This window comes from Reyranella sp., assembly GCF_017305915.1.
Lineage (GTDB): Bacteria > Pseudomonadota > Alphaproteobacteria > Reyranellales > Reyranellaceae > Reyranella.
In genome coordinates, this window is sequence record NZ_JAFKJN010000020.1 from 18,772 (window position 1) to 44,776 (window position 26,005).

At 68.6% G+C, this 26,005-nt stretch carries 25 protein-coding genes; 13 read left to right on the forward strand and 12 right to left on the reverse strand.

Annotated elements, in window-relative coordinates; genetic code table 11:
* Positions 1-20: 20 nt before the first annotated feature.
* Positions 21-413 carry a hypothetical protein gene (locus J0J01_RS20050; RefSeq protein ID WP_296383829.1) on the reverse strand — a complete coding sequence of 131 codons (393 nt, stop codon included), beginning with the start codon at positions 411-413 and terminating at the stop codon, positions 21-23.
* A 6-nt stretch (positions 414-419) separates the two neighbouring features.
* Here J0J01_RS20050 and J0J01_RS20055 point away from each other — a divergent pair, with 6 nt between their 5' ends.
* Both J0J01_RS20055 and J0J01_RS20060 read left to right on the forward strand, forming a co-directional pair.
* Positions 420-605: a hypothetical protein gene (locus tag J0J01_RS20055; RefSeq protein WP_296383830.1), complete on the forward strand. Its 186-nt coding sequence runs from the start codon at positions 420-422 to the stop codon at positions 603-605.
* A 12-nt stretch (positions 606-617) separates the two neighbouring features.
* A complete protein-coding gene (locus J0J01_RS20060; RefSeq protein WP_296383832.1) occupies positions 618-1,700 on the forward strand; it encodes a Hint domain-containing protein in 1,083 nt (360 codons plus the stop codon).
* A gap of 20 nt (positions 1,701-1,720) precedes the next feature.
* Here the strand turns inward: J0J01_RS20060 and J0J01_RS20065 are convergent, their stop codons facing one another.
* Positions 1,721-2,926: an HAD-IIIA family hydrolase gene (locus tag J0J01_RS20065; protein ID WP_296383834.1), complete on the reverse strand. Its 1,206-nt coding sequence runs from the start codon at positions 2,924-2,926 to the stop codon at positions 1,721-1,723.
* A gap of 104 nt (positions 2,927-3,030) precedes the next feature.
* Between J0J01_RS20065 and J0J01_RS20070 the strand changes: the two genes are divergently transcribed.
* The 3 genes from J0J01_RS20070 (at position 3,031) to J0J01_RS20080 (ending at position 6,289) form a co-directional block, all read left to right on the forward strand.
* Positions 3,031-3,309: a hypothetical protein gene (locus J0J01_RS20070; protein WP_296383835.1), complete on the forward strand. Its 279-nt coding sequence runs from the start codon at positions 3,031-3,033 to the stop codon at positions 3,307-3,309.
* A gap of 10 nt (positions 3,310-3,319) precedes the next feature.
* A complete protein-coding gene (gene glmS / locus J0J01_RS20075) occupies positions 3,320-5,137 on the forward strand; it encodes a glutamine--fructose-6-phosphate transaminase (isomerizing) (protein ID WP_296383838.1) in 1,818 nt (605 codons plus the stop codon).
* Positions 5,138-5,548: 411 nt separating this feature from the next.
* Positions 5,549-6,289, forward strand: coding sequence for a TSUP family transporter (locus J0J01_RS20080; protein WP_296383840.1), 741 nt, complete (start codon positions 5,549-5,551; stop codon positions 6,287-6,289).
* Positions 6,290-6,316: 27 nt separating this feature from the next.
* Here J0J01_RS20080 and cysC read toward each other — a convergent pair whose 3' ends face one another.
* Genes cysC through J0J01_RS20115 form a run of 7 tightly spaced genes read right to left on the reverse strand, consistent with a single transcriptional unit; the run spans position 6,317 to position 13,672 of the window.
* Entirely contained in the window at positions 6,317-8,215 is a 1,899-nt protein-coding gene (cysC, locus tag J0J01_RS20085; RefSeq protein ID WP_296383841.1) for an adenylyl-sulfate kinase, read from the reverse strand.
* Positions 8,215-9,183, reverse strand: a complete 969-nt coding sequence (gene cysD, locus J0J01_RS20090) for a sulfate adenylyltransferase subunit CysD (protein ID WP_296383843.1) — start codon at positions 9,181-9,183, stop codon at positions 8,215-8,217. The genes cysC and cysD overlap by 1 nt, the downstream gene beginning before the upstream one ends.
* A 7-nt stretch (positions 9,184-9,190) precedes the next feature.
* Positions 9,191-9,880, reverse strand: a complete 690-nt coding sequence (locus J0J01_RS20095) for a phosphoadenylyl-sulfate reductase (RefSeq protein WP_296383845.1) — start codon at positions 9,878-9,880, stop codon at positions 9,191-9,193.
* Complete coding sequence (gene cysA, locus J0J01_RS20100) at positions 9,877-10,908, reverse strand: sulfate ABC transporter ATP-binding protein (protein ID WP_296384123.1); 1,032 nt, start codon at positions 10,906-10,908, stop codon at positions 9,877-9,879. Before cysA ends, J0J01_RS20095 begins: the two co-directional genes overlap by 4 nt.
* A 22-nt stretch (positions 10,909-10,930) precedes the next feature.
* Positions 10,931-11,773, reverse strand: coding sequence for a sulfate ABC transporter permease subunit CysW (gene cysW, locus J0J01_RS20105; protein ID WP_296383847.1), 843 nt, complete (start codon positions 11,771-11,773; stop codon positions 10,931-10,933).
* On the reverse strand, positions 11,766-12,635 hold the full coding sequence (gene cysT, locus J0J01_RS20110; RefSeq protein WP_296383849.1) for a sulfate ABC transporter permease subunit CysT: 870 nt from the start codon (positions 12,633-12,635) through the stop codon (positions 11,766-11,768). Before cysT ends, cysW begins: the two co-directional genes overlap by 8 nt.
* The gene (locus J0J01_RS20115) at positions 12,632-13,672 is read right to left on the reverse strand and encodes a sulfate ABC transporter substrate-binding protein (protein ID WP_296383851.1); all 1,041 of its coding nucleotides are present in this window, start codon (positions 13,670-13,672) and stop codon (positions 12,632-12,634) included. The genes cysT and J0J01_RS20115 overlap by 4 nt, the downstream gene beginning before the upstream one ends.
* 273 nt (positions 13,673-13,945) lie before the next feature.
* On the opposite strand from J0J01_RS20115, the gene J0J01_RS20120 reads away from it, so the two are divergent.
* The 3 genes from J0J01_RS20120 (at position 13,946) to J0J01_RS20130 (ending at position 17,718) form a co-directional block, all read left to right on the forward strand.
* A complete protein-coding gene (locus J0J01_RS20120; protein WP_296383853.1) occupies positions 13,946-14,944 on the forward strand; it encodes an MBL fold metallo-hydrolase in 999 nt (332 codons plus the stop codon).
* 111 nt (positions 14,945-15,055) lie between these two features.
* Entirely contained in the window at positions 15,056-16,126 is a 1,071-nt protein-coding gene (locus tag J0J01_RS20125; RefSeq protein ID WP_296383855.1) for a tetratricopeptide repeat protein, read from the forward strand.
* An 11-nt stretch (positions 16,127-16,137) separates the two neighbouring features.
* Complete coding sequence (locus tag J0J01_RS20130) at positions 16,138-17,718, forward strand: hypothetical protein (RefSeq protein WP_296383857.1); 1,581 nt, start codon at positions 16,138-16,140, stop codon at positions 17,716-17,718.
* Positions 17,719-17,756: 38 nt separating this feature from the next.
* Here the strand turns inward: J0J01_RS20130 and J0J01_RS20135 are convergent, their stop codons facing one another.
* On the reverse strand, positions 17,757-19,094 hold the full coding sequence (locus J0J01_RS20135) for a nucleotide sugar dehydrogenase (RefSeq protein ID WP_296383859.1): 1,338 nt from the start codon (positions 19,092-19,094) through the stop codon (positions 17,757-17,759).
* Between the two features lie 114 nt (positions 19,095-19,208).
* Here J0J01_RS20135 and J0J01_RS20140 point away from each other — a divergent pair, with 114 nt between their 5' ends.
* Together J0J01_RS20140 and J0J01_RS20145 are read left to right on the forward strand one after the other, a co-directional pair.
* Positions 19,209-20,699: a leucyl aminopeptidase gene (locus J0J01_RS20140; RefSeq protein WP_296383861.1), complete on the forward strand. Its 1,491-nt coding sequence runs from the start codon at positions 19,209-19,211 to the stop codon at positions 20,697-20,699.
* 19 nt (positions 20,700-20,718) lie between these two features.
* Positions 20,719-21,168: a DNA polymerase III subunit chi gene (locus J0J01_RS20145; RefSeq protein ID WP_296383863.1), complete on the forward strand. Its 450-nt coding sequence runs from the start codon at positions 20,719-20,721 to the stop codon at positions 21,166-21,168.
* A 95-nt stretch (positions 21,169-21,263) separates the two neighbouring features.
* Here the strand turns inward: J0J01_RS20145 and J0J01_RS20150 are convergent, their stop codons facing one another.
* Both J0J01_RS20150 and J0J01_RS20155 read right to left on the reverse strand, forming a co-directional pair.
* Positions 21,264-22,328, reverse strand: a complete 1,065-nt coding sequence (locus tag J0J01_RS20150) for an FkbM family methyltransferase (protein ID WP_296383866.1) — start codon at positions 22,326-22,328, stop codon at positions 21,264-21,266.
* 7 nt (positions 22,329-22,335) lie between these two features.
* Complete coding sequence (locus J0J01_RS20155; RefSeq protein ID WP_296383867.1) at positions 22,336-23,373, reverse strand: cyclase family protein; 1,038 nt, start codon at positions 23,371-23,373, stop codon at positions 22,336-22,338.
* A gap of 164 nt (positions 23,374-23,537) precedes the next feature.
* Here J0J01_RS20155 and J0J01_RS20160 point away from each other — a divergent pair, with 164 nt between their 5' ends.
* From J0J01_RS20160 to J0J01_RS20170, 3 genes are read left to right on the forward strand one after another with little or no spacing between them, the layout of a single operon-like run.
* Positions 23,538-24,230 (forward strand): ABC transporter permease, encoded by a 693-nt coding sequence (locus J0J01_RS20160; RefSeq protein ID WP_296383869.1) that lies wholly within the window; start codon positions 23,538-23,540, stop codon positions 24,228-24,230.
* Entirely contained in the window at positions 24,227-24,886 is a 660-nt protein-coding gene (locus J0J01_RS20165) for an ATP-binding cassette domain-containing protein (protein ID WP_296383871.1), read from the forward strand. The genes J0J01_RS20160 and J0J01_RS20165 overlap by 4 nt, the downstream gene beginning before the upstream one ends.
* The gene (locus J0J01_RS20170; protein ID WP_296383874.1) at positions 24,883-25,701 is read left to right on the forward strand and encodes a substrate-binding domain-containing protein; all 819 of its coding nucleotides are present in this window, start codon (positions 24,883-24,885) and stop codon (positions 25,699-25,701) included. Before J0J01_RS20165 ends, J0J01_RS20170 begins: the two co-directional genes overlap by 4 nt.
* Positions 25,702-26,005 lie beyond the last annotated feature (304 nt).

Consider the following 26,005-nt stretch of genomic DNA (forward strand, 5'->3'; position numbering starts at 1 on the left):
GTCAGTCGACCGAGGTGAGGCTACCTGGGCAGGAGCTCGACGTCGGCACTGGTGCGGACGTGTATCCACAGCGTCACCGAGCGGCCGAGCAGATAGGCCGCCGCGGTGATCAGGATCAGCTCGAACGTTGGGGTGAGAGCGTTCAACCCTCCGGCCATGATGTCGAGCGCCAGGTTGACGACCGCCAGGCCCAGTTGCACGGCGGCGACGACGATGCCGTCGACGGCATTGCGCAGGGCCGCCGCCTTGTTGACGCGATCCGACGCGAGCCTCATGGCGCGGCCGCGCAAGGCACCCACCAGAAGCGCCGCCACGGCAAGGGTCAAGCGCTGCAGCTCCAGCACGTTGGACCATCGCGGATAGCCGACCAGCGCGATCGAGGCGCCCAGCGACAGCAGGCCAGGCAGCAACATGTGCCAATGCTTGACGACGCGGTGGTGCTGCCGGACGGCGGCGAGCAGGGCGGCGAGCGCCAGCAGCACTATCGCCACATCGATCAGAAACAGGTAGGGAAGCACGCTGCATCATGGCGCACCGGCCTGTCGTTGCCTAGCTTGCAGCTTGCCGGCGCGAAGCGGCAGACGCCGGGCGCGCTGCGCGTGTAGAATTGCCGGCAAATGTCGGAGCTGTTCAGGACTCGGCGCCATGTCGCCAAGGCGGCGGCGCTCGCTGTCGCCGCGCTGCTCGATCGCACGGGCTTGACGGCGCGCGCCCTGGCCCAGCCCCCGAACGAGGCGGCGAGGGATCGCGACCGGACCCGCTGCACCTGCTGCAATCGATATCGGCGGACCGAACCCCGCGACCGGACCCGCTGCACCTGCTGCAATCGATATCGGCGGACCGAACCCCGCGACCCCGAGCCCGTTCCGGACATCAACGTCCGCGACCTGGAAACCGACAGGGACAACGAGGCGCGATTCGCTTCGCCGCCGTGCGATTGCACGCCGATCGATCCGGCTGGACGGCGGACCGATGATCCGTTCCGCGACGGCCGCTCGCGTTACGGGCCGACACCGGCGCGGACCGACGATCGCGACGACTGTTGTTGCTGCTGCGCGGAGCCTCCCGACGACATGCCGGTCAATCCCTGGGAAGTGTCCCAGACGCCTGTCCCTCCACGCGGGGTGCCCTGCTTCCTGCGCGGCACCCGGATCCTCGCGGCGACGGGCTATCGCCGCATCGAGGATCTCGCGCCGGGTGAGCTGCTGCCGTCCGTCTTCGGCGGGCTGCGTCCGATCCGCCGCGTGAGGCGCACACTGCTCGACCGCGCGCCCGGCGCGATTCCGTGGCCGGTGCATGCGCAACCGATCCGCCTCGCGTCTTCGGCCCTCGCCGATGATGTCCCCGCAGCCCCTCTCGTCCTGACCGCCGCGCACGCGCTGCTGATCGACGGCCGCCTGATCGCCGCTGCCGATCTCGTCAATGGCACGACGATCGTGCCGCACGACACCGCAGGTATCGACGTGCTGGAGCTGTTCCATATCGAGCTCGAAAGCCACGACGTGATCGATGCCGAAGGCTGTCCCTGCGAATCGCTGTTGCTGCCCGGAGAAGCGGCATGCGCGCCGCGGCTCGGCTTCGACGGCCGCAGCCGGGAGGTCGCCTCGCGGCTGCGCAGCGCGATCGCGCCCTGGTTCGACCGGCGCGAGCCTCTGGACGTTATCCGCGACCGCCTCGAGGTGCGCGGGGAGCGCCGCTGACGCGCCTGCGGAACGAAGCTTCATGACGGAGCCATTGCCCGTAATGGGATTCGCTGCTCGAGGAAATCCAGGAGATTTCCACCGGGGAACTTGAAGCCCGCGACGCCGGCGGCGATCGCCGCCTCGACGTCGGTGTCGCGGTCGCCGACCACGAACGAGCGCGACGGGTCGGTCGTCCATTCCCTCTGCAGCTTCAGGATCATGCCGGGCCGCGGCTTGCGGAACTCCGATTCCCTCGCATAGCGTTCGACCTTGCCCTCGGGGTGATAGGGGCAATGCTCGAAGGCATCGATGTGGGCGCCGTGGCGCTGCATCTCCTGCTGCATCCAGTCGTGCAGGTCGTGGACGTGCTGTTCCTCGTAGTAGCCGTGCGCCACGCCACCCTGGTTGGTGATGACGAAGACGTAGAAGCCCCGTTCGTTCAGCCAGCGCACGGTTTCGATCGCACCGTCGATCCAGACGATGTCCTCGGCCTTGTGCACGTAGCCGTCGTCGCGGTTGAGGATGCCGTCGCGGTCGAGGAACGCCGCCGGCCGGTGCATGAAGGAGGGCAGCAGCGTCTGCGCGCGTGCGAAGTCGCTCGGGATGCCGATGTCGATGAACGAGCCGCGCGCCGCCGTGCCCAGCAGCTGGCCGCGCTCGGCGAGCCCCGGCAGGATCTCGCGCTCGAGCGAGCAGGGGACCGCCGTGATGAGGTCCAGCACCTGGCGCTTCACCAGGTAGATGCCGGCGTTGATCGGCGCGTCGCTGGCGCCCTTCTCCTGGAAGCCCCGCACCTTGCCGCCCTCGAGCTGGACGCGGCCGTAGCGGCTGCCCTCGATGCCGCTCGCGAGGGCGGTGTGCATCGTCCAGTCGCCGGTTGCGGTGACGAGCGACAGCCAGTTGAAGTCGAAATACGAATCGCCGTTCAGCAGGAAGAAGGCGTCGTCCAGCCGGCTGCCTGCGTTGGCCAGGGCGCCGGCGGTGCCGGCAGGCTCCGGCTCGGGCACCACCTCGACCGCGAGCTGGCCGAAGCGCTGGCCATGGTAGCGCCGCTCGATCTCGCCCGACTGGTAGCCGCTCAGCAGGGTCAGGCGGCTGAGGCCGAACCGGCGGGCCTCGTGCACCAGATAGTCCAGGAAGGGCCTGCCGCCGACCTCCAGCAGGGGTTTGGGCGTGCTGTCCGTCAGTGCCCCCAGCCGCGTCCCCCGCCCGCCGACCAGGCAAACCGCTTGTGTGACCGTCATGGCGGGCACGTATAGACGTTCTGGGGCGGACCGCTCAATCTTGGCGTTTCTGCCCGACTTCGGGCAAAATCGTTCCTTTCCGGCCCTTTTTCGTGGAGTGTGGCGTGAGCAACGCCGAGCCGAACGACTTGGAAGACCTCGTGGACTATCTGGCGCGAACCAGCCGCCTGGAGCGCCGCGAGGCCGAACGGGTGATCGACGAGGTGCTGTCGTTCCTGGGCGAGCAGCCGGAGCCCTTCGTTCGCCGACGGCACCTGGAGCTTCAGCGCCAGGGCCTGGCGAACGAGGCGATCTTCGCGCGGCTGGAGCAGGAGCTCGCCCGCCGGCGCTTCGCGGCGCCGGCCTACACACGGCGGCAACTGCGCCGCATCGTCTACGGCTAGGACCTCTCCCATGTGCGGCATCGTCGGTTACATCGGCAAGCGCCAGGCGGCGCCCATCCTGCTCGAAGGCCTGCATCGGCTGGAATATCGCGGCTACGACTCGGCTGGCATCGCCGTCGGCAACAAGGGCAAGCTGCGGGTGGCCAAGCGCAAGGGCCGGGTGCGCGAGCTCGACGCCCTGGAGCCGCAGAAGTTCCGCGGCGTGCAAGGCATCGCCCATACCCGCTGGGCGACCCACGGCGAGCCCTCCGACCGCAACGCCCATCCGCACAGCGACGCCTCGGGCCGCTACGCCGTCGTGCACAACGGCATCGTCGAGAATGCCGCGGCGCTCAAGGCGCAGCTCGCCGGGCGCGGCGTCGTCTTCACGTCGGACACCGACACCGAGGTGCTGGCCCATCTGATCGCGCTGCTCGACGACGGCTCGCCGCTCGAGACCGTGGTCGCCGAGGCGCTGCGCCGCGTGGTCGGTGCCTATGGCGTGGCGGTGATCGACGCCGAGCGGCCCGACACGCTGGTGGTGGCGCGCAACGGCAGCCCGATCGTGCTGGGCATCGGCGACAAGGAGATGTTCTTCGCCTCCGATCCGGCGGCGCTGGTGCGCCACACGGCGAGCGTCGTCCATCTCGACGACGGCGAGATCGCCGCGATCCGTGCCGACGGCTACGAGACCCGCACGCTCGACGGCGCCGCGACGATCAAGACGCCGTCGACCATCCCGTGGAAGGACGAGGCCTTCGACAAGGGCCAGTTCACCCACTTCATGCGCAAGGAGATCGGCGAGCAGGCCGATGCCGTGCGGCGCACCCTGAGCGGCCGCCTCGACGTGCGCTTCTCGACCACCCACCTCGGCGGCATCGAGCTCGAGGCGCGCGACCTGCTCGACATAAGGCGGGTGAAGATCCTGGGCTGTGGTGCCGCCTACCTGTCGGGGCGCATCGGCGCGCATCTGATCGAGCAACTGGCGCGACTGCCGGCTGATGCCGAGCCGGCGTCGGAGTTCCGCTACCGCAACGCCGTGATCGAGCGCGACACGCTCTACATTGCCGTCAGCCAGTCGGGCGAGACCTTCGACACGCTCGCCGCGGTGCAGGAGATCAAGCGCAAGGGCGGCCGCATCATGGGCGTGGTCAACGTGGTCGGCAGCACGATCGCCCGCGAATGCGGCCGCGGCATCTATCTCCATGCCGGGCCGGAAGTCGCCGTCGTGTCGACCAAGACCTTCACCTGCACCGCCGTGGCGCTGGCGCTGCTCGCCATCCATCTCGGCCGGCTGCGCGATCTCTCGGTCGCCAACGGCGCTCGCCTGATCGCGGCGCTGCAGGCGCTGCCCGACCACATCGCCGCCATCCTCGAGCGCGAGCCCGAGATCGCAAGGCTCGCCGGACGCTTCGCGGGCGTCGAGCACGCGTTCTATGTCGGCCGCGCCGCCGGTCATGCGGTCGCGTCCGAGGGCGCGCTCAAGCTCAAGGAGATCAGCTATCTCCATGCCGAGGCTTATCCCGCCTCGGAGCTGAAGCACGGACCGCTGGCGCTGATCGAGCCGAAGATTCCGACCGTGATCGTGCTGCCGCGCGACGACCTCTATGCCAAGAACCTCTCGACCGTGGAGGAGATCAAGGCCCGGGGAGGTCCGGTGATCGCCATCACCCATCCGGGCGAGCCGCCGGCCGTCGACGCCGCGTTCGAGGTGCCGGCGCTCGAGCCCGAGCTCGATCCGCTGCTGCTCAACATCCCGCTGCAGTTGCTCGCCTATCACGTGGCGCTGCAGCGCGGCACCGACATCGACCAGCCGCGCAACCTCGCCAAGTCCGTCACCGTCGAGTGACGCTTGAGCAAGGTTTGCGAGCCCCGTCCCAAACCGTCTCCCGACGTGGAACGGGGTAAATGCCGATGGCATCGGCATCGGAGGCCTCTCAGTCTCAGAATCCCCCGGACACCCCCACCCTTTCCTATGCCACCCCCTGCCGATGGGCTCAGTGCCTTCGGCGTGCGGCGACTTGAATACAAGGCGGGCATTCGTCATGGGCGCCCACCCTGCAGCAACACGCGCCAGACTCCTATTCTGGGCAATGGACGCTCGCGTTCCTTAAGGAATCGGGAGCGAAAATCGGGTTCCATTGCCCGGAATGAGGCTCGCGCAAACACGCCTATCCACAAGCTCGAAGGAGATATGGTCGAGGCCGCAAAGGAAGGATAGCCGGTGGGGCTGTTGGCGGGTGGGCCACTATGGACCCATGTGACCTTTCTCGTTTTCGTCGCCGGAGCCGTCTATGCGCAGGCGATCACCGGGTTCGCGCTGGCCCTGATTCTTCTCGGTTTGATCGGCGCCACCAATCTGGTGCCGCTGCCGGACGCCGTGAACGCCACGACGATCCTCGGGTTCTGCACCGCCTGGACCTTTCTCTATCGTCGCCGAGCGCTGCGCATCGAACCGGTGATCGTGCCGATCCTCGTCACCAGTGCGGTGGGCATCGTGGTGGGCGCTCTTCTGCTCATGTGGCTTGCCGGAACGGCATACGAGGTCCTGCGTCTCGTTCTCGGCGTGAGCATCGTCGCGTGCGCGCTGTCGCTGTGGCGGGCGGTTCGACCGCTGCCGTCGATTTCGTCTCCCATGGTGTATGCGCTCACGGGCGGCATCGCCGGCCTCATGGCCGGCATGTTCTCGGCGTCCGGGCCGCCTTTGGTCTATCTGCTGTACCGACAGCCCATGCCACTCGCGTGGATCCAGCAGTCGCTCATGGTGATCTTCGGGCTCGGCACGGTGTTGCGTCTGCTCATCGTCCTGCCGTCCGGTCAGTTCTCGCTGCTGTCCCTGCAGTTGGCGCTGGAAGCCCTGCCTGTCGTGTTCTTCGTGACATCTTATGCGGCGCGGCACGCATCGCCTCTGTCACCCGAGCTCCTCAAGGCACTGATCTGCGCGCTGCTGATTGGCTCGGGCGTCAGCATGGGCATCAGCGCACTCATCGCCATGCGCTAGACTAGGGTGACTGCCGGTCAGCACCCTCTACATCCGCGCCAGCACCAGCGTCGCGACGCGCTCGGCGCTGTCCTCGGCGGTCTCGTCCGCCGTGTGCAGCACCAGCGCCGGGTCCTGGGGCGGCTCGTAAGGCTGGTCGCGGCCGGTGAGGTCGGCGACCTTGCCCTGGTCGGCGCGGGCATAGAGGCCCTTGGGATCGCGCTCGCGGCACACCGCGACCGGCGCATCGACATGGATCTCCAGGAAGCGTCCTTCGGGCAGCAGCGCCGCGGCGCTCGTCCGGTCGGCCTGGAAGGGCGAGACCAGCGCCACGATCACGATCAGGCCGGCATCGGCCATCAGCTTGGCGACCTCGCCGACGCGGCGCACGTTCTCGGCGCGCCCCGCTGGCGTAAAATCGAGGTCGGCGTTGAGACCCTGCCGCAGGTTGTCGCCGTCGAGCAGCATGGTCTGGCGGCCGAGTGCCGCCAGCTTGCGCTCGACCAGGTTGGCGACGGTCGACTTGCCGGAACCCGGCAGGCCGGTCAGCCACACCACCAGCGACCGCTGCGCCTTGAGCTCGGCCCGCAGCGCGGGCGTCACCGTCTCGGCGTGGCGATGCACGTCGCGGGCGGCGTCGAGGCTTTCGACCGCCATGCCCGCGGCTACCGTGCGCAAGGTCGCCCGGTCGATCAGGATGAAGGCGCCGGTGCCGCGGTTCTCGGCATAAGGATCGAAGGCGACCGGCGCCGCCGCCTCGAGCTCGACGCGCCCGATCGCGTTCAGCGCCAGGTCGGCCGACGGGCCGCGCTGCAGCGAATCGATGTCGAGCCGGTCGGCGATGCGCGCCAGCGTCGCTGGCACGGTCGCGGTGCCGATCTTGAGCAGGAAGCGCTGGCCGGGATGGGCGGTCGTGTCGTCCATCCAGACGAGGTCGGCGGCCAGCCGCCGCGTCACCACCGGCCGGTGGCGCGGATCGGCCAGCAGGTCGCCGCGACCGACATCGGTCTCGTCCTTCAGGGTCAGCGTGACCGAGCGGCCGGCGGGTGCGACCGGCAGGTCGCCGTCGTAGCTCACGATGCGCGCCACCTCGGTGACGCGGCCGGAGCCCGCGACCACGACGGTGTCGCCGACCGCGACCCTGCCGCTCGCCACCGTGCCGGTGAAGCCGCGGAAGTCGGCGGTCGGCCGATTGACCCACTGCACCGGGAAGCGCAGCGGCGCCGCCTCGGCCGCCGGATCGGTCTCGACGGTCTCGAGATGGCCGAGCAGGGTCGAGCCCGCGTACCACGGCATGCGCTCGCTGCGGCCCACGACATTGTCGCCGAGCCGCGCCGACACCGGGATGGCGACCGCCGAATGGTAGTCGAGCGGCCTGGCGAAAGTGTCGAAGGCCGTCGCGATCTCGCGGAAGCGCGCCTCGGAGAAATCCACGAGGTCGATCTTGTTCACCGCCAGCACGATGTGACGGATGCCCAGCAGCGCCACGATCGCGGCATGCCGGCGCGTCTGCTCGAGCAGCCCCTTGCGCGCATCGACCAGCAGCACGGCGAGCTCGGCGTTGGAGGCGCCGGTCGCCATGTTGCGGGTGTATTGCTGATGGCCCGGCGTGTCGGCGACCACGAAGGCGCGGCGCGCCGTCGAGAAGAAACGATAGGCGACGTCGATGGTGATGCCCTGCTCGCGCTCGGCCTCCAACCCGTCGAGCAGCAGGGCGAAGTCGATGCCGCCCTCGTCGGCACCCTCGCCACCAAGCGTACCGAAGCGGCGCGAATCATCCTGCAGCACCTTGATCTGGTCCTCGAACAGGCCGGTCGCGTCGTTGATCAGCCGGCCGATCAGCGTCGACTTGCCGTCGTCGACCGAGCCGCAGGCGAGGAAGCGCAGCTCGCTGCGCGATGCAAGCGGCAGGGCGTCGTTTGCGGGTGGCGTCAGAGCGTCGGGCATCAGAAATATCCCTCTCTCTTCTTGCGTTCCATGGAAGCCTGCAACGCCGCGTCGACCAGCCGGCCCTGGCGCTCCGAGGAGCGCGAGTCGAGCAGCTCGGCGATCACGCTCGCCACGTCGTCGGCCTTGGAGTCGATCGCGCCGGTGAGCGGCCAGCAGCCGAGCGTCCGGAAGCGGATGCGGCGCTTGACCGTCTTCTCGCCGGGCAGGAAGCGCATGCGGTCGTCGTCGACGGCGATCATCGCGCCGTCGCGCTCGACCACCCAGCGTTCGGCGGCGAGATAGAGCGGCACGATCGGGATCGCTTCGGCCTGGATGTAGTTCCAGACGTCGAGTTCGGTCCAGTTGGACAGCGGGAAGACGCGCATGGTGTCGCCGGGCCTGAGGCGGGCGTTGAACAGGCGCCACAGCTCCGGCCGCTGGTTGCGCGGATCCCAGACATGGCCGGCGCTGCGATGGGAGAAGATGCGCTCCTTGGCGCGCGCCTTCTCCTCGTCGCGCCGGCCGCCGCCCAGCGCGGCGTCGAAGCCGTGATGGTCGAGGGCCGTCTTCAGCGCCTCGGTCAGCATCAGGCGCGAATACTCGCCGGTCTCGGTTTCGAACGGGTTGATGCCGGCGCGCGTGGCTTCCTCGTTGCCATGGACCAGCAGGTCGAGCCCGTATTCGCGCGCCATGCGGTCGCGATGATCGATCAGGGCTCGGAAGTCCCAACCGCTGGCGATGTGCAGGAACGGGAAGGGCGGCGGCGCCGGAAAGAACGCCTTGCGGGCGAGGTGGAGCATCACGCTCGAATCCTTGCCGACCGAGTAGAGCATCACCGGCTTGCGGAACTCGGCCACGACCTCGCGCAGGATGTGGATCGCCTCGTCCTCCAGGCGCTGCAGGTGCGGCGACAGCCCGGAGCGCTGGCGCGGGGCCGGCGGGATTTCATTGGCGGCCGCGCGGGCGGCGGTAGCTAGGGCAGACATCTCAACTCTACTTTCCTGTCGGTCTTTGATGGATTCCGCATTCGGTCTTGTCGAAGCCGCGCCAGCGGCCGGCGCGGGCGTCCTCGCCGGGACGCACCGCCGAGGTACAGGGCGCGCAGCCGATCGAGGCGAAGCCCTGCGCGACCAGCGGATGGGCGGGCAGGCGATGCTCGGCCCGGTAGGCCGTGATGTCGGCACTGCTCCAGCGCGCCAGGGGATTGACCTTGATGTGCGGCGGATCGGCTTCGAACACCGGCAGGTCGACACGCGTCGAGCCCTGGAAGCGCTTGCGGCCGGTGATCCAGGCGTCGAACCCTGCGAGCGCGCGCCGCAGCGGTGCGGTCTTGCGGAAGGCGCAGCAGCCGTCGGGATCCCAGACGGCGCGCGTGGCGTCGGCATCGAGCCGTGCGACCTCTTCGACCGTCGGGCCGATCGCGCGCACGTCGGTCAGGCCGAGATGGGCACTCAGCCGGTCGCGATATTCCAGGGTCTCGTCGAAGTGCCGGCCGGTGTCGATGAACAGCACCGGGGTCGCCGGATCGATCGCGGCGACGTGGTGCAGCAGCACGGCGGATTCCGAACCGAACGACGAGACCACCGCGATGCGGCCGGGGAACAGCTCGCGCAGCGCGGCGGCGAGCACTGTGGCAGGCGGCGCAAGGCCCAGGCGGTGCTGCAGGTCGATCGCGGCGGTCATGAGGCGAACAGCCGGGGCGTGAGCAGACGCAGATGCACGGCCTGGCCCTGGTGCACGGTGCGGCCGATCGCGAGCTCGATCTCCACCGTCGGCAGCCTGTCGGCGATCGCCAGCTCGATCCGGCGCGCGGGCCCGCGGCGGCGCACCGAGACGACCGTCGCGGTGAGCCGGTTGTCGCCGAACGGCTCGGCCAGCGTCAGGTCGGTCGGCCGCACGAACAGGGCGGCGGCGCCGGACGGGAGGCCGTGGTCGAGCGCGATCGCCTGGCCGCCGATGCGCAAGGCGTGCGGCGCGAGCTCGACCGGTAGGCGGACGGCCTCGCCGACGAAGCCTGCGACGAAGGCGGTTGCCGGGCGGTCGAGCACGTCGTCGGGCGTGCCGATCTGCTCGATACGCCCCTTGTTCAGGATGGCGACCCGGTCGGCAAGCTCGAGCGCCTCCTCCTGGTCGTGGGTGACGAACAGCGTGGTGTGGCCGGTGCGGTCGTGCAGCTCGCGCAGCCAGCGGCGCAGGTCGCGCCGCACCTGCGCGTCGAGCGCGCCGAACGGCTCGTCGAGCAGCAGGACGCGCGGCTCGACGGCGAGCGCGCGGGCGAGCGCGACGCGCTGACGCTGGCCGCCCGAGAGCTGCGCCGGGGCGCGGCGGCCGAGACCCGAAAGCTGCACCAGCTCGAGCAACTTGGCGACGCGGCGGCGGATTTCCTTGTCCGGGGGCCGGGTGGCGCGCGGCCGCACGCGCAGGCCATAGGCGATGTTCTCGGCGACGCTCAGATGCTTGAACAGGGCATAGTGCTGGAAGACGAAGCCGACCCGCCGCTCGCGCACCGGCCGATGCGTGGCGTCCTCGCCGCCGAACAGGATACGGCCGCTGGTCGGCGTCTCGAGTCCGGCGACCAGCCGCAGCAGCGTGGTCTTGCCGGAGCCCGACGGGCCGAGCAAAGCGAGCAGCTCGCCGGGCTCGACGGCTATGTCGAGCGAATCGACCGCGACGGTGGTGCCGAAGGTCCTGCCGAGGCTCTCTGCCGCGATGGCGACGGCCTCGGCGGCCGGGTTAGCGTCGCCGGACGGCGGAGAGCCCGTGCCCGTATCGCCATTCGAGGATGGACTTGCCGACAAGGGTGACGAGGGCCAGTCCCGCCAGGAGCGAGGCGACGGCGAAAGCAGCGACGAAGTTGTACTCATTGTAAAGGATCTCCACCTGCAGCGGCATGGTGTTGGTGAGGCCGCGGATGTGGCCGGAGACGACCGACACCGCGCCGAATTCGCCCATCGCACGCGCGTTGCAGAGCAGCACGCCGTAGAGCAGCGCCCAGCGGACGTTGGGCAGGGTGACGGTCAGGAAGGTGCGCCAGCCCGAGGCGCCGAGCGTCATCGCCGCTTCCTCTTCCGCGGTGCCCTGCTCCTGCATCAGCGGGATCAGCTCTCGGGCAATGAAGGGGAAGGTGACGAAGATGGTCGCCAGCACGATGCCGGGCACGGCGAAGATGATCTTGAAGTCCCAGTCGCTGAGCGTCGGGCCGAGCAGGCCCTTGGCGCCGAACAGCAGCACGTAGACCAGGCCCGAGACGACCGGCGAGACCGAGAAGGGCAGATCGATCAGGCTGACCAGCAAGCTCTTGCCTGGGAACCAGAACTTGGCGATCGACCAGGCCGCGCACACGCCAAACACCAGGTTGAGCGGCACGGCGATCGCGGCGATCAGCAGGGTGAGCCCGATCGCCGACTGCGTGTCGGGATCGTCGAACGCGGCGAGATAGGCATCGACCCCGCGGCGCAGCGCCTCGCTGAACACGGCCAGCAGCGGCAGGGCGAGGAACAGGCCGAGGAAGCCGATCGCGATCCCGGTCAGAACCCAGCATGTGACGGCGCTTTCGGCTAATGCGGTGTCACGCATCGCCCATTCTCCGGCGGCTGACCGCCTGCAGGAGGTTGATGGCGAGCAGGGCGGCGAAAGAGATCACCAGCATGACGGTCGCGATCGCCGAGGCGCCGGCATAGTCGTACTCCTCCAGCCGGGCGACGATCAGCAGCGGGGCGATCTCCGACTTGAACGGCATGTTGCCGGCGATGAAGATCACCGAGCCGTACTCGCCGACGGCGCGGGCGAAGGCGAGGGCGATCCCGGTGAGCAGCGCGGGCAGCAGGGCCGGCAACACGACGCGGAAGAAGGTCTGGCGCCGCGTCGCGCCCAGCGTTGCCGAGGCCTCCTCGATCTCGCGGTCGAGGTCCTGCAGCACCGGCTGCACCGTGCGCACCACGAAGGGCAGGCCGATGAACACCAGGGCAATGAAGATGCCGAGCGGCGTGAAGGCGATCTTGATGCCCCACGGCTCGAACAGCGCGCCGATCCAGCCGTTCGGGGCGTAGAGCGCGGCCAGCGCGATGCCGGCGACGGCGGTCGGCAGCGCGAACGGCAGGTCGACGGCGGCGTCGATGGGCTGACGGCCGGGGAAGCTGTAGCGCGTCAGCACCCAGGCGACGATCATGCCGAACAGGGCGTTGACCAGCGCGGCTGCCGCCGAGATCACGAAGCTGGTCTCGAGCGCGGCCAGCACGCGTGGCGTCGTCGCGACCCGCCAGATGCCGTCGAGCCCGAGCCCGCTGGCGCGCCACACCAGCACGGCGAGCGGGATCAGCACGATCAGCGACAGGTAGGTGAGGGTGAAGCCGAAGGTGATCCCAAAGCCCGGCAGCGCGCCGGGCTTCGGGATCGCCGGAGGCCAGGACGGGCTCCACGACTGGACGGCGACGCTCATCGCGTTGCCGTCCCGCCCGGCTTGTAGAGGCGGTCGAACTGGCCGTCGTCGGCGAAGTGCGTGGCCTGTGCCTTGGTCCAGCCGCCGAACGCCTGGTCGATGGTGACCAGCCGGATCTTCGGGAAGCGGGCGAGGTCGGTCGGGTCGGCCTGCTCGGGTTTGAAGGGACGATAGAAGTTCTTCGCGATGATCTTCTGCGCCGCCGGCGAGTAGAGGTAGTTGAGGTAGGCCTCGGCGACCTTGCGGGTGCCGCGCTTGTCGGCCACCGCATCGACCAACGACACCGGCGGCTCGGCCAGGATCGAGAAGGGCGGCACGACGATCTCGAACTTGTCGGCGCCGAACTCCTGCAGGGTGAGGAGGGCCTCGTTTTCCCAGGCGATCAGCAGGTCGCCGACGCCGCGCTGGGCGAAGGTCGTGGTCGAGCCGCGCGCGCCCGAGTCGAGCACCGGGACGTTCCTGTAGATCGCCTCGACGAACTTCTGCGCCGCCGCCTCGTCGCCCTTGGTGCGGTCGATTTCGTAGGCCCAGGCGGCGAGGTAGTTCCAGCGCGCGCCGCCCGAGGTCTTGGGATTGGGCGTGATGATCGAGACGCCGGGCTTGGCGAGATCCAGCCAGTCCTTGACGCCCTTGGGATTGCCCTTGCGCACCACGAACACGATGGTCGAGGTGTAGGGAGCGGAGTTGTTGGGCAGGCGCTTCTGCCAGTCGGCGGGGAGGCGCTTGGATTCGCGCGCGATGGCGTCGATGTCGCCGGCCAGGGCAAGCGTGACGATGTCGGCTTCGAGGCCGTCGATCACCGAGCGGGCCTGCTTGCCCGAGCCGCCGTGCGAGGTGCGGACGGTGACCTTCTGGCCGGTGGCGGCCTGCCAGGTCCTGGCGAAGTCCGCGTCGAGCGCGCGATAGAGCTCGCGGGTGGGATCGTACGAAACGTTGGTCAGCGTGACCGCCGCCGGCGTCTGGCCGCGCGCGGCGATGGGCAGGCCGAGGGCGGCGGCCGCCGTCAGCACGAAGCGGCGGGAAAACGGGATGGACATGACGTCACTCCTGCCGGCGCTCGGGCCGGCCTTTGACTTCAGACAAGGCAATCGACGATCAGTGGCAATGGCCGCGTCGACAGCTCGAGCGAATGGAACCGAAGTGATGCACGCCCCTTGAAATGCCCGCCTTCGCGCGGCGTCTCAATAATCGACGTTGCCAAAGTTCGGTGCGCTCGCAGCAAAACGTTGGCAGCGCGGACGGGTCGTGAGGAAGAACGTGTTTTCCCGCCGCGTGACCCGCTAAAATCGCCGGCAGCCGGGAGGATCGACATGGCCAAGTGGCAATTCACAAAAGGTCTGCACGACATCGGTGGCGGCTGTCATGCGTATCTCCAGCCTGACGGTGGCTGGGGCTGGAGCAATGCCGGCCTGATCACGGACGGCGACCGCAGCCTGCTGGTCGACACGCTGTTCGACCTCAGGCTCACGCGCGAGATGCTGGGCACGATGCGCGACGCGGTGCCGGCCGCGAAGTCGATCGGCACGCTGGTCAATACGCATTCCAACGGCGACCACACCTTCGGCAACCAGCTTCTCGGCGGCTCCGAGATCGTCACCACCAAGGCCTGCGCGCAGGAGATGCTCGACCGGCCGCCCGAGGCGCTGGCCGCCATGATCCGCAATCGCGAGGCGCTCGGCGACGGCGGCAAATTCCTCTACGAGATGATGGCGCGGCACTTCGAATGGGACGATGTCGTCTACACCGCGCCGACGCAGACCTTCGACGGCCGGCTCGACCTCAAGGTCGGCGACAAGCAGGTGCAGCTCCACGAGGCGGGGCCGGCGCACACCAGGGGCGACCTGCTCGTCTATCTGCCCAAGGAGAAGATCGTCTTCACCGGCGACCTTTTGTTCATGGGCGGCCATCCGGTGATCTGGGCCGGGCCGATCCGAAACTGGATCAAGGCCTGCGACACGATCCTGGGCTGGGACGTCGAGATCGTCGTGCCGGGCCATGGCCCGATCACCGACAAGGCGGGCGTGGCGACCTTCCGCGGCTACCTCGAGTACATCGACCGCGAGGCGCGCAAGCGCTACGACGCGGGCGTCGGCGCCTACGAGGCCGCGACCCAGATCTCGCTCGAGCCCTATGTCGACTGGATCGATTCCGAGCGCATCGTCATGAACGTGGCGGCGCTGTACCGCGAGTACGGCGCGGCGGAGAAGCCCAACCCGATGGCGCTATGGGCCGACATGTACCGCTTCCATCAGGCGGGGCTGTGCAACTGCCATCGCCACGCCCAACTGAAGGGCCTGACCACGGCCTGAACCTGTCCGCGCCCACCCTGCAGATGGTACGATGCGCCGCTTGACGCACCGGAGCAGGTGGTTTAGCCGGACACGCCCAAGCCCGAGGACTTATTGGCAAAGCAAGGTTTTTTGAAATCCGCGCTGGCGGGCGTCGGCCTTTGGCGAAAGGCCATCGCCGCGGACTTTCCCGGTATCGACGATCCCGACCCCGAGCGGCAGGGACAGGCCTTGTTCCGCCGCGGCCGCTTTCGCATGCGTGCCGGCGACCTCGAGGCGGCGGTGGCCGACTTCGACCGGGCGATCGAGCTGCTGCCCGACTTCGCCGACGCCGTAAGCTCGCGCGCCGAATGCCTCGACATGCAAGGCAAGAGCGACGCGGCGCGGCCCGACTACGAGCATGCCCGCCGGCTGTGGGCCGCGCACCGCACCGGCGCGCCCGATCGCAGCTACCTCTGGCGCCAGCAGGGACGGCTGAGCTTCGAGGTCGAATCCTACGAGCTGGCGCTGGAGCGCATCAAGACCGGGGCGCTTCCCCACGCCGCCGTCGGCAATGCGCTGCTGGCGCTCGGCCGGCCGGCCGAGGCGCTGCGCGCCTACGAGCGGGCACTGAAGATCAAGGAGAAGGACTCGGCGCTGCTGGCGATGCGCGGCGAGGCGCTGTCGCTGCTGGGCCGCTACCGGCAGGCCGTCGCCTCGTTCACCGTGTCGCTGCGCCACAATCACAAGGCGCCCGAGACCTTGAGCGGCCGCGCCGTCGCCCATGCCGCGATGGGCAACATCGGCAAGGCCAATGCCGACTGGCGGCGGCAGCTCGCGCTGCTGCCGGAGCGGCAGGCCGCGGCGCGTGCCTGCGTGCTGCTGCGGCTCGCCGACTGGGCGGCGGCGCTGCCGGAGCTCGAGCGCGCGATCGAGGCCCATCCGGACGATCCCTATTGGCGGCTCTATCGCCTGACGGCGCTGCGCCGCCTCGGCCGGTTGGGCGATGCCGCGGCAGCGGCGGCCGACGGCCCCTGGCCGGCACCGCTGTTCGCGCTGCTGGCCGGCAAGACCAACGCCGAGATGGTGCTGGCTGCTGCCACGACCGAGGGCCGCCGAATCGAGGCGCTGTTCCAGCTCGAGCGCTACAAGGACGTCGTCGAGACCGCGCCGCCCGCCCTGATCGAGTACGCCGCCGCGCGCAACGAGCTGTCGCGCCGCTAGGAGGGAAGCCGATGTTCTCCGTCATCATCTACGGCCGCAACGACCAGCACGGCTACAACCTGCACAAGCGCGCGGCGATCAGCTTCAATGCGCTGGCCGAGGTGATGTCCGATCCCGACGACGAGATCCTGTTCGTCGACTACAACACGCCGGACGACCATCCGACCTTCCCCGAGGCGATCCACGACACGCTGACCGACAAGGCCAAGCGGCACATGCGCATCCTGCGGGTGCGGCCCGAGCAGCATGCCCACCTGAAGTCGAAGACCCATCTGGTGGCGCTCGAATCGCAGTCGCGCAACGTGGCGCTGCGGCGGTCGAACCCGAAGAACCGCTGGATCCTCTACACCAACACCGACATGCTGCTGGTGCCGCGCAACGAGGGCGAATCGCTCAGCGACATCCTGGGCGCGCTGCCCGACGGCTTCTACCAGATCCCGCGCTTCGAGATCCCCGAGATGCTGTGGGAGGCCGCATTCGACCGCAAGGATGCGGCCGGCAATCTCACCAAGCTGCGCGACTGGTCGGTGCGCTTCCACCTCAACCAGGTGGTGCACAACTTCATGCCGATGAAGTACGACGCGCTCGGCGACTTCCAGGCGGTGCTGCGCGAGGACATGTTCGCCATCCACGGCTTCGACGAATCGATGATCCTGGGCTGGCACTGCGATTCCAACCTGGCGGCGCGGCTGGCGCTCTATCGCGGCCGGGTCGACACGCTGATGGACAAGGCGTTCGGCTATCACTGCGACCACACCCGCGTGGCGGCGGCCAACAACAAGGGCCGCAAGACCACGATGAACAGCCACGACAAGTACATCTGGAACGTGAGCTCGCCCTACATTCCCGAGCAGGCCGACGACTGGGGCTGGCCGGAAGCGAAGGTCGAGGAGGTGCGGCTCGACCGCGACACTTCCTACGAGCGCTTCACCGCGGGGCTGGGCAAGGCGATGGAACCGGCGTCGGTGCCGTTCACCAGCACCAGCGTCGAATGGCACCTGTTCGACGACCTGACCTACGATCTGCTCCATACCCTGCCGTTCGTCTGCGACCAGGTGCTGACCTACCCGAAGGAGACCGCCATCCTGGTCGCGGGCTGCCGCGCCGACTTCGTGCAGCGCTTCGCGGTGGCGTGGCGAGGCATGGGCTTCACCGGGCCGGTGCTGGTGCCCCAGGAGCTGGGGCTCGCGGTCAGCAATGCGGCGATCGAGAGCGGCCGGTTTGCAGATCAACTGAAGCGTGCAGAGCTTTTCTTGTTCGAGTTCGGCCTGGCAACCCAGCAGATCGACGACCCCGTGCGGGTCGGCCGCGAGGAAGCGCCGGCCGACCGTCGTCAGCTCGCGATCGTCGAGCGCCTGTTCCGCCGCGCCGCCTCGACCGAGGTCGACACGCGGCCCAAGGGCCGCCAGACTCCGCGCCGCTGCATCGGCGTTAACGTGATCTACAACAAATACTGGCCGATCTTTACCGATTACGTCGGCGCCAATATCAACCCCTTCTGCAGCCAGGTGCTGGCCGGCCTGCCGCTGGCCGAACCGCCGGCGACGATGAGGGAGAAGGTGCTGCTGAAGTTCAGGAAGAAGGCCGGTTGACGCGCTCGGCCTGAATCTCACTCACGATTGCCGCTAGCCTAGCGGCCGTAGCCGACGTACAGCAGGTCGGCGACCGGCTCGAACGCGTCGGCCGGCAGGGTGCGCCACAGATCGAGGATGGTGAGCCGCTGGCCGTTGTCGCGCTTGGCCCAGGCGGGATCGATCGTCTGGTACTCGGGCCAGCCGGTGGCGACGATCAGCAGGTCGGCGTCCCTGACCGCCGATTCGAGCGACGCCGCGCCGAGCGCCCGTTCGCCGAGCACGTTCAGCGCCGCTTCCTGGGCGAGCGGATCGTGCACCGTCACGATGTAGCCCTTGTCGGCCAAGGCGCCGGCGAGCTTCACGCTATGGCTCTCCTCGACGACCGGCGTCTGCGGCTTGTAGGAGAGGCCCAGCAGGGCAATGCGCGTGCCGGCCTTGGCGAACTTCGACACCAGCCCGGTCAGGCGCTCGACCTGGTAGTTGTTGATCTGGTCGGTCGCCTCGGCGACGTCGGCCTTGGCGCCGAGCTTGCGGGCCAGCGCCGCGAAGGCGACGTTGTCGCGCGGGAAGCACGGGCCGCCATAGCCCATCGCGCCCTTGAGGTACTTCGGGCCGATACGGGTGTCGGCGCCCAGCGCCTTGGTCACCACGTCGACGTCGGCGCCCGGCAGGCGGTCGCAGATGTCGGCCAGCATGTTGGCGTAGGAGATCTTGGTGGTGACGTAGGTGTTGACCGAGATCTTGGTCAGCTCCGCGCTCACCAGGTTCATGCGCTGCACCGGCGGGTTCTTGACGCACATCTGCCGGTAGATCGTCTCCAGCATGTCGCCGGCCTTCCCGTCGGCCTGGCCGACCAGAATCGAATCGGGATAGAGCATGTCGCGCACGACCGAGCCCAGCGCGATGAATTCCGGATTGTAGCAGAGGCCGAGATCCGGCCCGACCTTGCGGCCCGAGGCGGCCTCGAGCGCCTGCTTGATCTCGCCATCGGTCGAGCCCGGCATCACCGTCGAGGTGATGACCACGAGGTGATAGCCCTTCTTGTTGCGCAGCGCCTTGCCCAGCGTCTCCATCGCCTTCAGCACGTAGCTGTTGGAGAAGAAGCCGGTCTCCTTGTTGGACGGCGTCGGCACGATCACGAACGAGGCGTCGGTCTTCTGGATCGCCTCGTTGGCGTCCATGGTGGCCGACAGGCGCTCGCGGTTCTCGGCGATCAGCTCGTTGAGCTGCGGCTCGATGATGGGCATCTTGCCGGCGTTCAGCGCGTCGACGAGCGTCTTGCTGACGTCGAGACCGATCACGGTGAAGCCGCGGCTGGCGAGCACTGCAGCGAGCGGCGCGCCGAGCTTGCCGAGGCCGACGACATTGACGCGGGGGAGGGCAGAGACAGTCATTTTCATTCCCGTTTTGAGGGCCGGTACTGATACTGTCGCGGCGCCCGAGACGCAATTCGCACCTTGCGCCCTACGGTCGCAGGGGTGGAAACTTCGGCAAACACGAGGAACCCAATGAAAGTGGAATTTTCGGCCTTTCCCAGGGCCTTCTCCGGCAACGTCGCGGTATTCGTGGGCGCCGAAAAGCAACTCCAGGTCACCGCCAAGGCGATCGACACGGCGACCGGCGGCGCCCTCGTGCGCGCGATGGAGGCGAGCCGCTTCACCGGCTCCAAGAGCAAGACGCTGACCGTGCTCGGCCAGCAGGGCTACGGCCGTCTGATCCTGCTTGGCGTCGGCAAGGCCCGCGAGCTCGATGCCCGTACCGCCGAGGCGCTGGGCGGCCTGATCGCCGCCGATGCCAACGGCGCCGGCCTGAAGGCCGTCACGATCGTGGTCGATCCGGTGAAGGGCAACCGCGTGCCGCCGGCCCAGGTCGCGGCGCATATTGCGCTCGGTGCGCAACTGCGCTCCTACCACTTCGACAAGTACAAGACCAAGGAGAAGCCCGAGCAGAAGCCCTCGCTCGAGCAGATCACCATGGTCGTTGCCGGCTCGGCCGACGCGCGCCGCGCTTATGCCGCGCTCGAACCGGCGATCGACTCGGTCTTCCTCGCCCGCGACCTCGGCAACGAGCCGGCCAATGTGCTCTACCCGGTCGAGTTCGCCCGCCGCGCCCGCCAGCTGCTCACCAAGGTCGGCGTCAAGGTCGAGATCCTGGGCGAGGCCGAGATGAAGAAGCTCGGCATGAACGTCCTGCTCGCCGTCGGCCACGGCAGCCGCCGCGAATCGCAGATGCTCGTCATGACCTGGATGAACGGCCCGAAGTCGCAGCAGCCGATCGCGCTGGTCGGCAAGGGCGTCTGCTTCGATACTGGCGGCATCTCGCTCAAGCCCGCGGGCGGTATGGAAGACATGAAAATGGACATGTGCGGCGCGGCGGCGGTGACGGGGGCGATGCGACTCCTGGCGGCGCGCAAGGCGCGGGTGAATGTCGTGGGCATCTGCGCGCTGGTCGAGAACATGCCAGACGGCAATGCGCAGCGGCCGGGCGACGTCTGGACCTCGATGTCGGGCCAGACCGTCGAGGTGATCAACACCGACGCCGAAGGCCGGCTGATCCTGTGCGATGCGATGTGGCACGTGCAGAACAAATACAAGCCGCAGGCGATGGTCGAGCTCTCGACCCTCACCGGCGCGATCGTGGTCTCGCTGGGCCATGAGCGGGCGGGCTTGTTCAGCAACAACACCCCGCTTTCCAACCGGCTGCGCGCGGCCGGCTCGGAGATCGGCGAGAAGCTGTGGCGCATGCCGCTCGGGCCCAAGTACGACAAGCTGATCGATTCGGACATCGCCGACATGAAGAACGTCAGCAACGGCCGCGACGGCGGCTCGATCACGGCGGCGCAGTTCCTGCATCGCTTCGTGCAGGAGGGCGTCGCCTGGGCGCATCTCGACATTGCCGGCACCGCCTGGGGCAAGGGCAACGAGACCACGCCCAAGGGCGCCTCGGCGTTCGGCGTGCGGCTGCTCGACAGGTGGATCGCCGACAGCTACGAGCGCTGAAGGGAGCGTTGACGGGCCGATGGCGACCGAGGTCAATTTCTATCACCTGACCAAGTCGTCGCTCGAGGACGCGCTGCCGCGCCTGCTGGAGAAGACCCTGCAGGCCGGCGAGCGGGCGGTGGTGCTGCTCGGCTCGCCAGAGCGGGTCGATGCGCTGAACACCCACCTCTGGACCTTCGATCCCAACGGCTTCCTGCCGCACGGCTCGGCGCGCGACGGCGAGGCCGAGCGGCAGCCGGTCTGGCTGACCCATCACGACGAGAACCCCAACGGCGCCGCCTTCCTGTTCGTCGCCGATCGCGCCAGGTCCGAGCGCGTTGCCGACTACAAGCGCTGCTTCGAGCTGTTCGACGGCCGCGACGAGGCCGCGGTGGCCGACTCGCGCGAGCGCTGGAAGGCCTACAAGGCGGCGGGGCACGCCGTGGTCTATTGGCAGCAGACCGACAGGGGCTGGGAGAAGAAGGCCTGAAACAATTGACACGCGACCGCGGGCGGTGACGGCCGGCGGGCTTCGGCGCTCTTCGGCGCGGTCTGGCCGATCCTGAGGGCCGTCGGCGGCGAATGTCAGCGCCTGGGCTTGCGGAACGCCGACCATGCGGCGGCGAAGCGCTCGGCCCACGTATAGTCGCCCTCGCGGCGATAGAAATGCGAGGCGTCGGCCTCGAAGCCCTGCATGTAGCGCTGGTAGCCAAGCTTGTGGATCCGCTCGGACTGCGCCTGCGCGGCCAGCAGATCGAGCGCGCGCTCTATGCCGAGGCCGGCCAGCCCGGCTCCGCGCTTCTGCAGCAGCTCGGCCGCCATGTCGGGCACGCCGATCGCCGAGTAGATGGCGGCGAGCTTCAGCAGCTTGGCGGTGTCGAGCGCTGCGCGCTCGAAGTCGCGGGCGTACCATGCCTCGCCCTGGAACGGCCGGCCGAACAGGGTCTCGGCCGGCGTCGGCCAGACATAGCGACCGGGCAGGGCGCGCGAGGAGTAGTTCCGAACGTCGAGCCGCATCAGCTCGTAGCCCTGCCGCCGCATGAAGCGGTCGGTGTTGTGGAAGGTATGGTCGCTGTCGGACTCGGTGCCGATGAAGTTGACCTCGAGCTGCACGCCCAGCACGCCGGCGGGTCCGAGCTTGCCGTCGAAGGTCTGCAGCACCTCGAAGTCCGAGCCGTCGATGTCGATCTTCAGGTAGTCGAAGTCGCGCCAGTCGCGCGCTGCCAGCAGGTCGGCCACCGCCGCCGGGCAGGTGCTGTCGGCTAAATCGGTCATCTCCCAGGCGTTGTGGCGGAGCTGCTCCTCGATCTCGGCCTTGGCGAGGCGCGCCTGTCGGATCTCGCGGGTGCGCATGAAGGAGAGACGCTCGCGCACCGCCATGATCAGCGGCGAGGCCTGGCCGCGTTCGAGATCGACCGGCTTGCCGGCGACGCCGGCAACGAAGGTCGGCACGTACTCCACGCCCGGCAGGGTCTCCGTCTTGGCGAGGCGGGCGCATTCGGCGCGGCTGGCATCGATGCCGATCGCCTGCAGCCGGTCGCCGAACGCCCGCCAGCGCGGATCGAGGCCGCCCGAGCAGCCGACATCGAGCAACCGGAACGGCGTTGCGCCCAGCGCATCCGCGACGAGGCTCGTGAAGGCGCTGTCCATTCCGCTCCTAGACGGTCGCGACCGGCGTCGCCGGCGAGCCGACGGCGCCGGGCAGGCGCAGCGGCGGCGCGGTCAGCAGGAAGCGCGAGCGGCCGCGCTCGCGCAGCCACAGCGCGAGATCCTTCAGCCACCAGATCTCGCCGAGATTGAGCCCGAGCTTGAACAGGCAGTGATTGTGCAGCGGTAGCGACGGATGCTGCGCACCCTCCGGCCCGGGCCGCGCCGGTACCGCCTCGACGCCGTAGTTGTCGGCGATCAATGCCGAGATCTGGCTATCGGTGATCCACTGCAGCAGCCGCTTGTCGCGCCCGTCGAGCACGCTGCACATCGCATGGGCGCGGGCCGCATCGACCTTCTTGTTCATCTGCAGGATCTCGTCGGTGAAGCCGGTGTAGAGCAGCAGCATGTCACCCGGCTCGACCGCCACCTTGTCCGCTTCCAGCACACGCTGGAAGTCCTCGAAGCTCACATATTTGTGGTCGCGGCCGTAGTGCTTCTCGAGATCGACCAGCACGGCCCGGCCCTGGATCGCCTTGGCCGCCATGTTCTCGACGCCGAGCTTGTGGGCGTAGCTGAGATGGCCGCAGCCGTCGCGGCCGGCATCGGTCTGCGGGCCGACCACGTCCGAGCCCGACTTGTAGCCGTTGTAGAACAGCGGCTCGGGCACGCCGTCGCCGTCGGCATCGAACATCCCGCCGACATGGGCCAGCGTATCCCACTGCGTCGAATACTGCAGCGTCAGGATCACGCGGTCGTCGCACGCCACGTCCTGGAACAGCGGATTGAGCGAGTTGGTGAGGAAGTTGAACCGCCAGCCGTTCTCGTCACCGGTCGGCGACAGCACCGGCGGCAGCCGGCGCGAATTCAGCACGTTGCCGCCCGGGAAGTCGAGCGGCAGGCTGAGGCAGAACGACAGGCCTTCCTTCACCTCGGCGATGCCCTCCATCACCTTCTTGGGGGTGATCAGGTTGAGGCGGCCGAGTTGATCGTCGTCGCCCCAATCGCCCCAGGTCGAGCCTTCGGGACGATGCTTCCAGCGCTTCATGGCGTTTGCCCCCTGATCATCGGGTCGCGAGACTAGAGCATTCTTGCTCGAAGCCGAAGCGTCACGCTGTCATCCCGAGGCCGATGGCCGAGGGATCTTTATCGGAAGGGTCCCTCGCTGCGCTCGGGATGACAGTGCTCCGTTTGTTTGCGAGAAGACGGACGATGCCCGAGAATCTCTCCGCGCTGGACCTCGTTCTGACGGGCGATCCGGCGCTGTTCGCGATCGTACGGCTGGCGCTGGTCGTCAGCCTGTCGGCCGTGCTGCTGGCGGCCCTGATCGGCGTGCCTCTGGGGGCGGCGATCGCGCTGTCGAGCTTCCGCGGCCGCGACGCCGCGATCGTGTTCCTCAATGCCATGATGGGCCTGCCGCCGGTGGTGATCGGCCTGATCGTCTATCTCGCCTTGTCGCGCTCGGGTCCGCTGGGCGAGTGGGGACTGCTGTTCACGCCGCAGGCGATGGTGATCGCCCAGACCATCCTGGTGACGCCGATCATCGCGGCGCTCGCGCGCCAGACCATAGAGGACCTGTGGCTGGAGTATCGCGACGAGCTGACGGCGATGGATGTCCGCCCCTTGCGCCGCATCACCACCCTGGTCTGGGATGCCCGCTTCAGCCTGATCACCGCGCTGCTGGCCGGCTTCGGCCGCGCCGCTGCGGAGGTCGGCGCCGTGATCATCGTCGGCGGCAACATCGATGGCTTCACCCGCACCATGACGACGGCGATCGCGCTCGAGACCTCCAAGGGCAACCTGCCGCTGGCGATCGGCCTCGGCCTGGTGCTGATCGCGATCGTGCTGGCGGTCAACGGGCTCGCCTGGGCGCTGCGGCGCGCGGCAGAACGGCTGGCGGGATGATCCGCTTCGACGAGGTGACGATCGCGGCGGGGGCGGTGACCCTGCTCGACCGCCTGTCGCTCACGCTGGCGGCTGGTGCACCGACGGTGCTGATCGGCCCCAACGGCGCCGGCAAGAGCACCGTGCTGCGCGCTGCGATGGGCCTGCTGCCGCCGACATCCGGCCGCATCCTGCGCGAGGGCGAGCCGCGGCGGGCCATCGTTTTCCAGCGGCCGACCATGCTGCGCCGCACAGCCGAGGCCAACGTGCGCTACGCGATGGCCGATGCCGACCGCACTGCCGAACTGCTGGCGCTGGTCGGATTGGAGCACGCCGCGACGCGGCCGGCGCGGCGGCTGAGCGGCGGCGAACAGCAGCGGCTGGCACTGGCTCGCGCGCTGGCGCGCGATCCCACGATCCTGTTTCTCGATGAGCCCACGGCCAGCCTCGATCCTGCCTCGACCAAGGCGATGGAGGACGTGATCCGCGCCGTCGGCCGGCAAGGGATCAAGGTCGTGATGTCGACCCACGACCTCGGCGAGGCGCGGCGGCTGGCGGGCGAGGTGGTTTTGCTGCATCGTGGCCGGGTCGTCGAAGCTGCCGCCGCACCCCGCTTCTTCGATGCGCCCGCCACGGAAGAGGCGCGCAAGTTCATCGCCGGGGAGTTGCTCGTATGATCCGCCGCCTGTTGCTCGCCGTCGCCTTGGCGTTCGCCGTTCCCGCCTTGGCGCAGGACAACTCGATCGTCGTCGCCTCGACGACCTCGACCCAGGACTCCGGCCTGTTCGGGGACATCCTGCCCTTGTTCAAGAGGAGCACCGGGATCGACGTGAAGGTGGTGGCGCTGGGCACCGGGCAAGCGCTCGACGTCGGGCGGCGCGGCGATGCCGACGTCGTGTTCGTGCATGCCAGGTCGGAGGAGGAGAAGTTCGTCGCCGAGGGCTTCGGCGTGAAGCGCCATCCGGTGATGTACAACGACTTCATCGTGGTCGGGCCGCGCAGCGATCCGGCCGGCGTCGGCAAGGCCAGGGACGTCGTCGAGGCGCTGCACATCATCAGGGACAAGGGCCTGCCTTTCATCTCGCGCGGCGACCGCTCGGGCACGCATGTCGCCGAGCTCAAGCTCTGGAAGGAGGCCGGTATCGACCTCGAGCGCGACAAGGGTCTCTGGTACAAGTCGATCGGGCAGGGCATGGGCGCGGCGCTCAACACCGCCTCGGCGGCCGATGCCTACGTGCTGACCGACCGCGGGACCTGGCTGTCGTTCAAGAACAAGGGCGGCCTCGCGATCCTGGTGCAGGGCGACAAGCGGCTGTTCAACCAGTACGGCGTGATGCTGGTGAATCCGGCCAAGCATCCGCACGTGAAGAAGGCGAAAGGGCAGCAGTTCATCGACTGGCTGATCGCGCGCGAGGGCCAGGACGCCGTTGCCAACTACAAGATCAACGGCGAGCAGCTCTTCTTCCCGAACGCCGGCGACCCGAACGCTTAGCTCCGTCGTCCCGACCGAAGCCTCGCGGAGCGAGGTGTAGTGGAGGGACCTTTTCGGAATGCTTAGGCTGACGGAAGAGGTCCCTCGGCTACGCTGCGCTTCGCTCGGGACGACGGGTAGCGCCTATTCCTTCCCGTCCTCGTCCGGCACGGTGCTGAGCTTGCGGTCTTCCCTCTTAATTGGCGCGGCCTCGACGAACGACACCGGGTCGCTGCCGGGGAAGCTGTCCTTCAGCGCCTTGTCGAGCTTGGCGTCGACCTCCGACTCGGCCTTTTTCTTCTTCGGCTATGCCGGCCGCCTGGCC

Bases quoted from the DNA above. Each gene is read 5' to 3' on its own strand.
- J0J01_RS20050 (WP_296383829.1), bottom strand. From the start codon at position 413: ATGTTGCTGCCTGGCCTGCTGTCGCTGGGCGCCTCGATCGCGCTGGTC.
- J0J01_RS20055 (WP_296383830.1), top strand. From the start codon at position 420: ATGCTTGACGACGCGGTGGTGCTGCCGGACGGCGGCGAGCAGGGCGGC.
- J0J01_RS20060 (WP_296383832.1), top strand. From the start codon at position 618: ATGTCGGAGCTGTTCAGGACTCGGCGCCATGTCGCCAAGGCGGCGGCG.
- J0J01_RS20065 (WP_296383834.1), bottom strand. From the start codon at position 2,926: ATGACGGTCACACAAGCGGTTTGCCTGGTCGGCGGGCGGGGGACGCGG.
- glmS (WP_296383838.1), top strand. From the start codon at position 3,320: ATGTGCGGCATCGTCGGTTACATCGGCAAGCGCCAGGCGGCGCCCATC.
- cysC (WP_296383841.1), bottom strand. From the start codon at position 8,215: ATGCCCGACGCTCTGACGCCACCCGCAAACGACGCCCTGCCGCTTGCA.
- cysD (WP_296383843.1), bottom strand. From the start codon at position 9,183: ATGTCTGCCCTAGCTACCGCCGCCCGCGCGGCCGCCAATGAAATCCCG.
- J0J01_RS20095 (WP_296383845.1), bottom strand. From the start codon at position 9,880: ATGACCGCCGCGATCGACCTGCAGCACCGCCTGGGCCTTGCGCCGCCT.
- cysW (WP_296383847.1), bottom strand. From the start codon at position 11,773: ATGCGTGACACCGCATTAGCCGAAAGCGCCGTCACATGCTGGGTTCTG.
- cysT (WP_296383849.1), bottom strand. From the start codon at position 12,635: ATGAGCGTCGCCGTCCAGTCGTGGAGCCCGTCCTGGCCTCCGGCGATC.
- J0J01_RS20115 (WP_296383851.1), bottom strand. From the start codon at position 13,672: ATGTCCATCCCGTTTTCCCGCCGCTTCGTGCTGACGGCGGCCGCCGCC.
- J0J01_RS20120 (WP_296383853.1), top strand. From the start codon at position 13,946: ATGGCCAAGTGGCAATTCACAAAAGGTCTGCACGACATCGGTGGCGGC.
- J0J01_RS20130 (WP_296383857.1), top strand. From the start codon at position 16,138: ATGTTCTCCGTCATCATCTACGGCCGCAACGACCAGCACGGCTACAAC.
- J0J01_RS20135 (WP_296383859.1), bottom strand. From the start codon at position 19,094: ATGACTGTCTCTGCCCTCCCCCGCGTCAATGTCGTCGGCCTCGGCAAG.
- J0J01_RS20140 (WP_296383861.1), top strand. From the start codon at position 19,209: ATGAAAGTGGAATTTTCGGCCTTTCCCAGGGCCTTCTCCGGCAACGTC.
- J0J01_RS20145 (WP_296383863.1), top strand. From the start codon at position 20,719: ATGGCGACCGAGGTCAATTTCTATCACCTGACCAAGTCGTCGCTCGAG.
- J0J01_RS20150 (WP_296383866.1), bottom strand. From the start codon at position 22,328: ATGGACAGCGCCTTCACGAGCCTCGTCGCGGATGCGCTGGGCGCAACG.
- J0J01_RS20155 (WP_296383867.1), bottom strand. From the start codon at position 23,373: ATGAAGCGCTGGAAGCATCGTCCCGAAGGCTCGACCTGGGGCGATTGG.
- J0J01_RS20160 (WP_296383869.1), top strand. From the start codon at position 23,538: ATGCCCGAGAATCTCTCCGCGCTGGACCTCGTTCTGACGGGCGATCCG.
- J0J01_RS20165 (WP_296383871.1), top strand. From the start codon at position 24,227: ATGATCCGCTTCGACGAGGTGACGATCGCGGCGGGGGCGGTGACCCTG.
- J0J01_RS20170 (WP_296383874.1), top strand. From the start codon at position 24,883: ATGATCCGCCGCCTGTTGCTCGCCGTCGCCTTGGCGTTCGCCGTTCCC.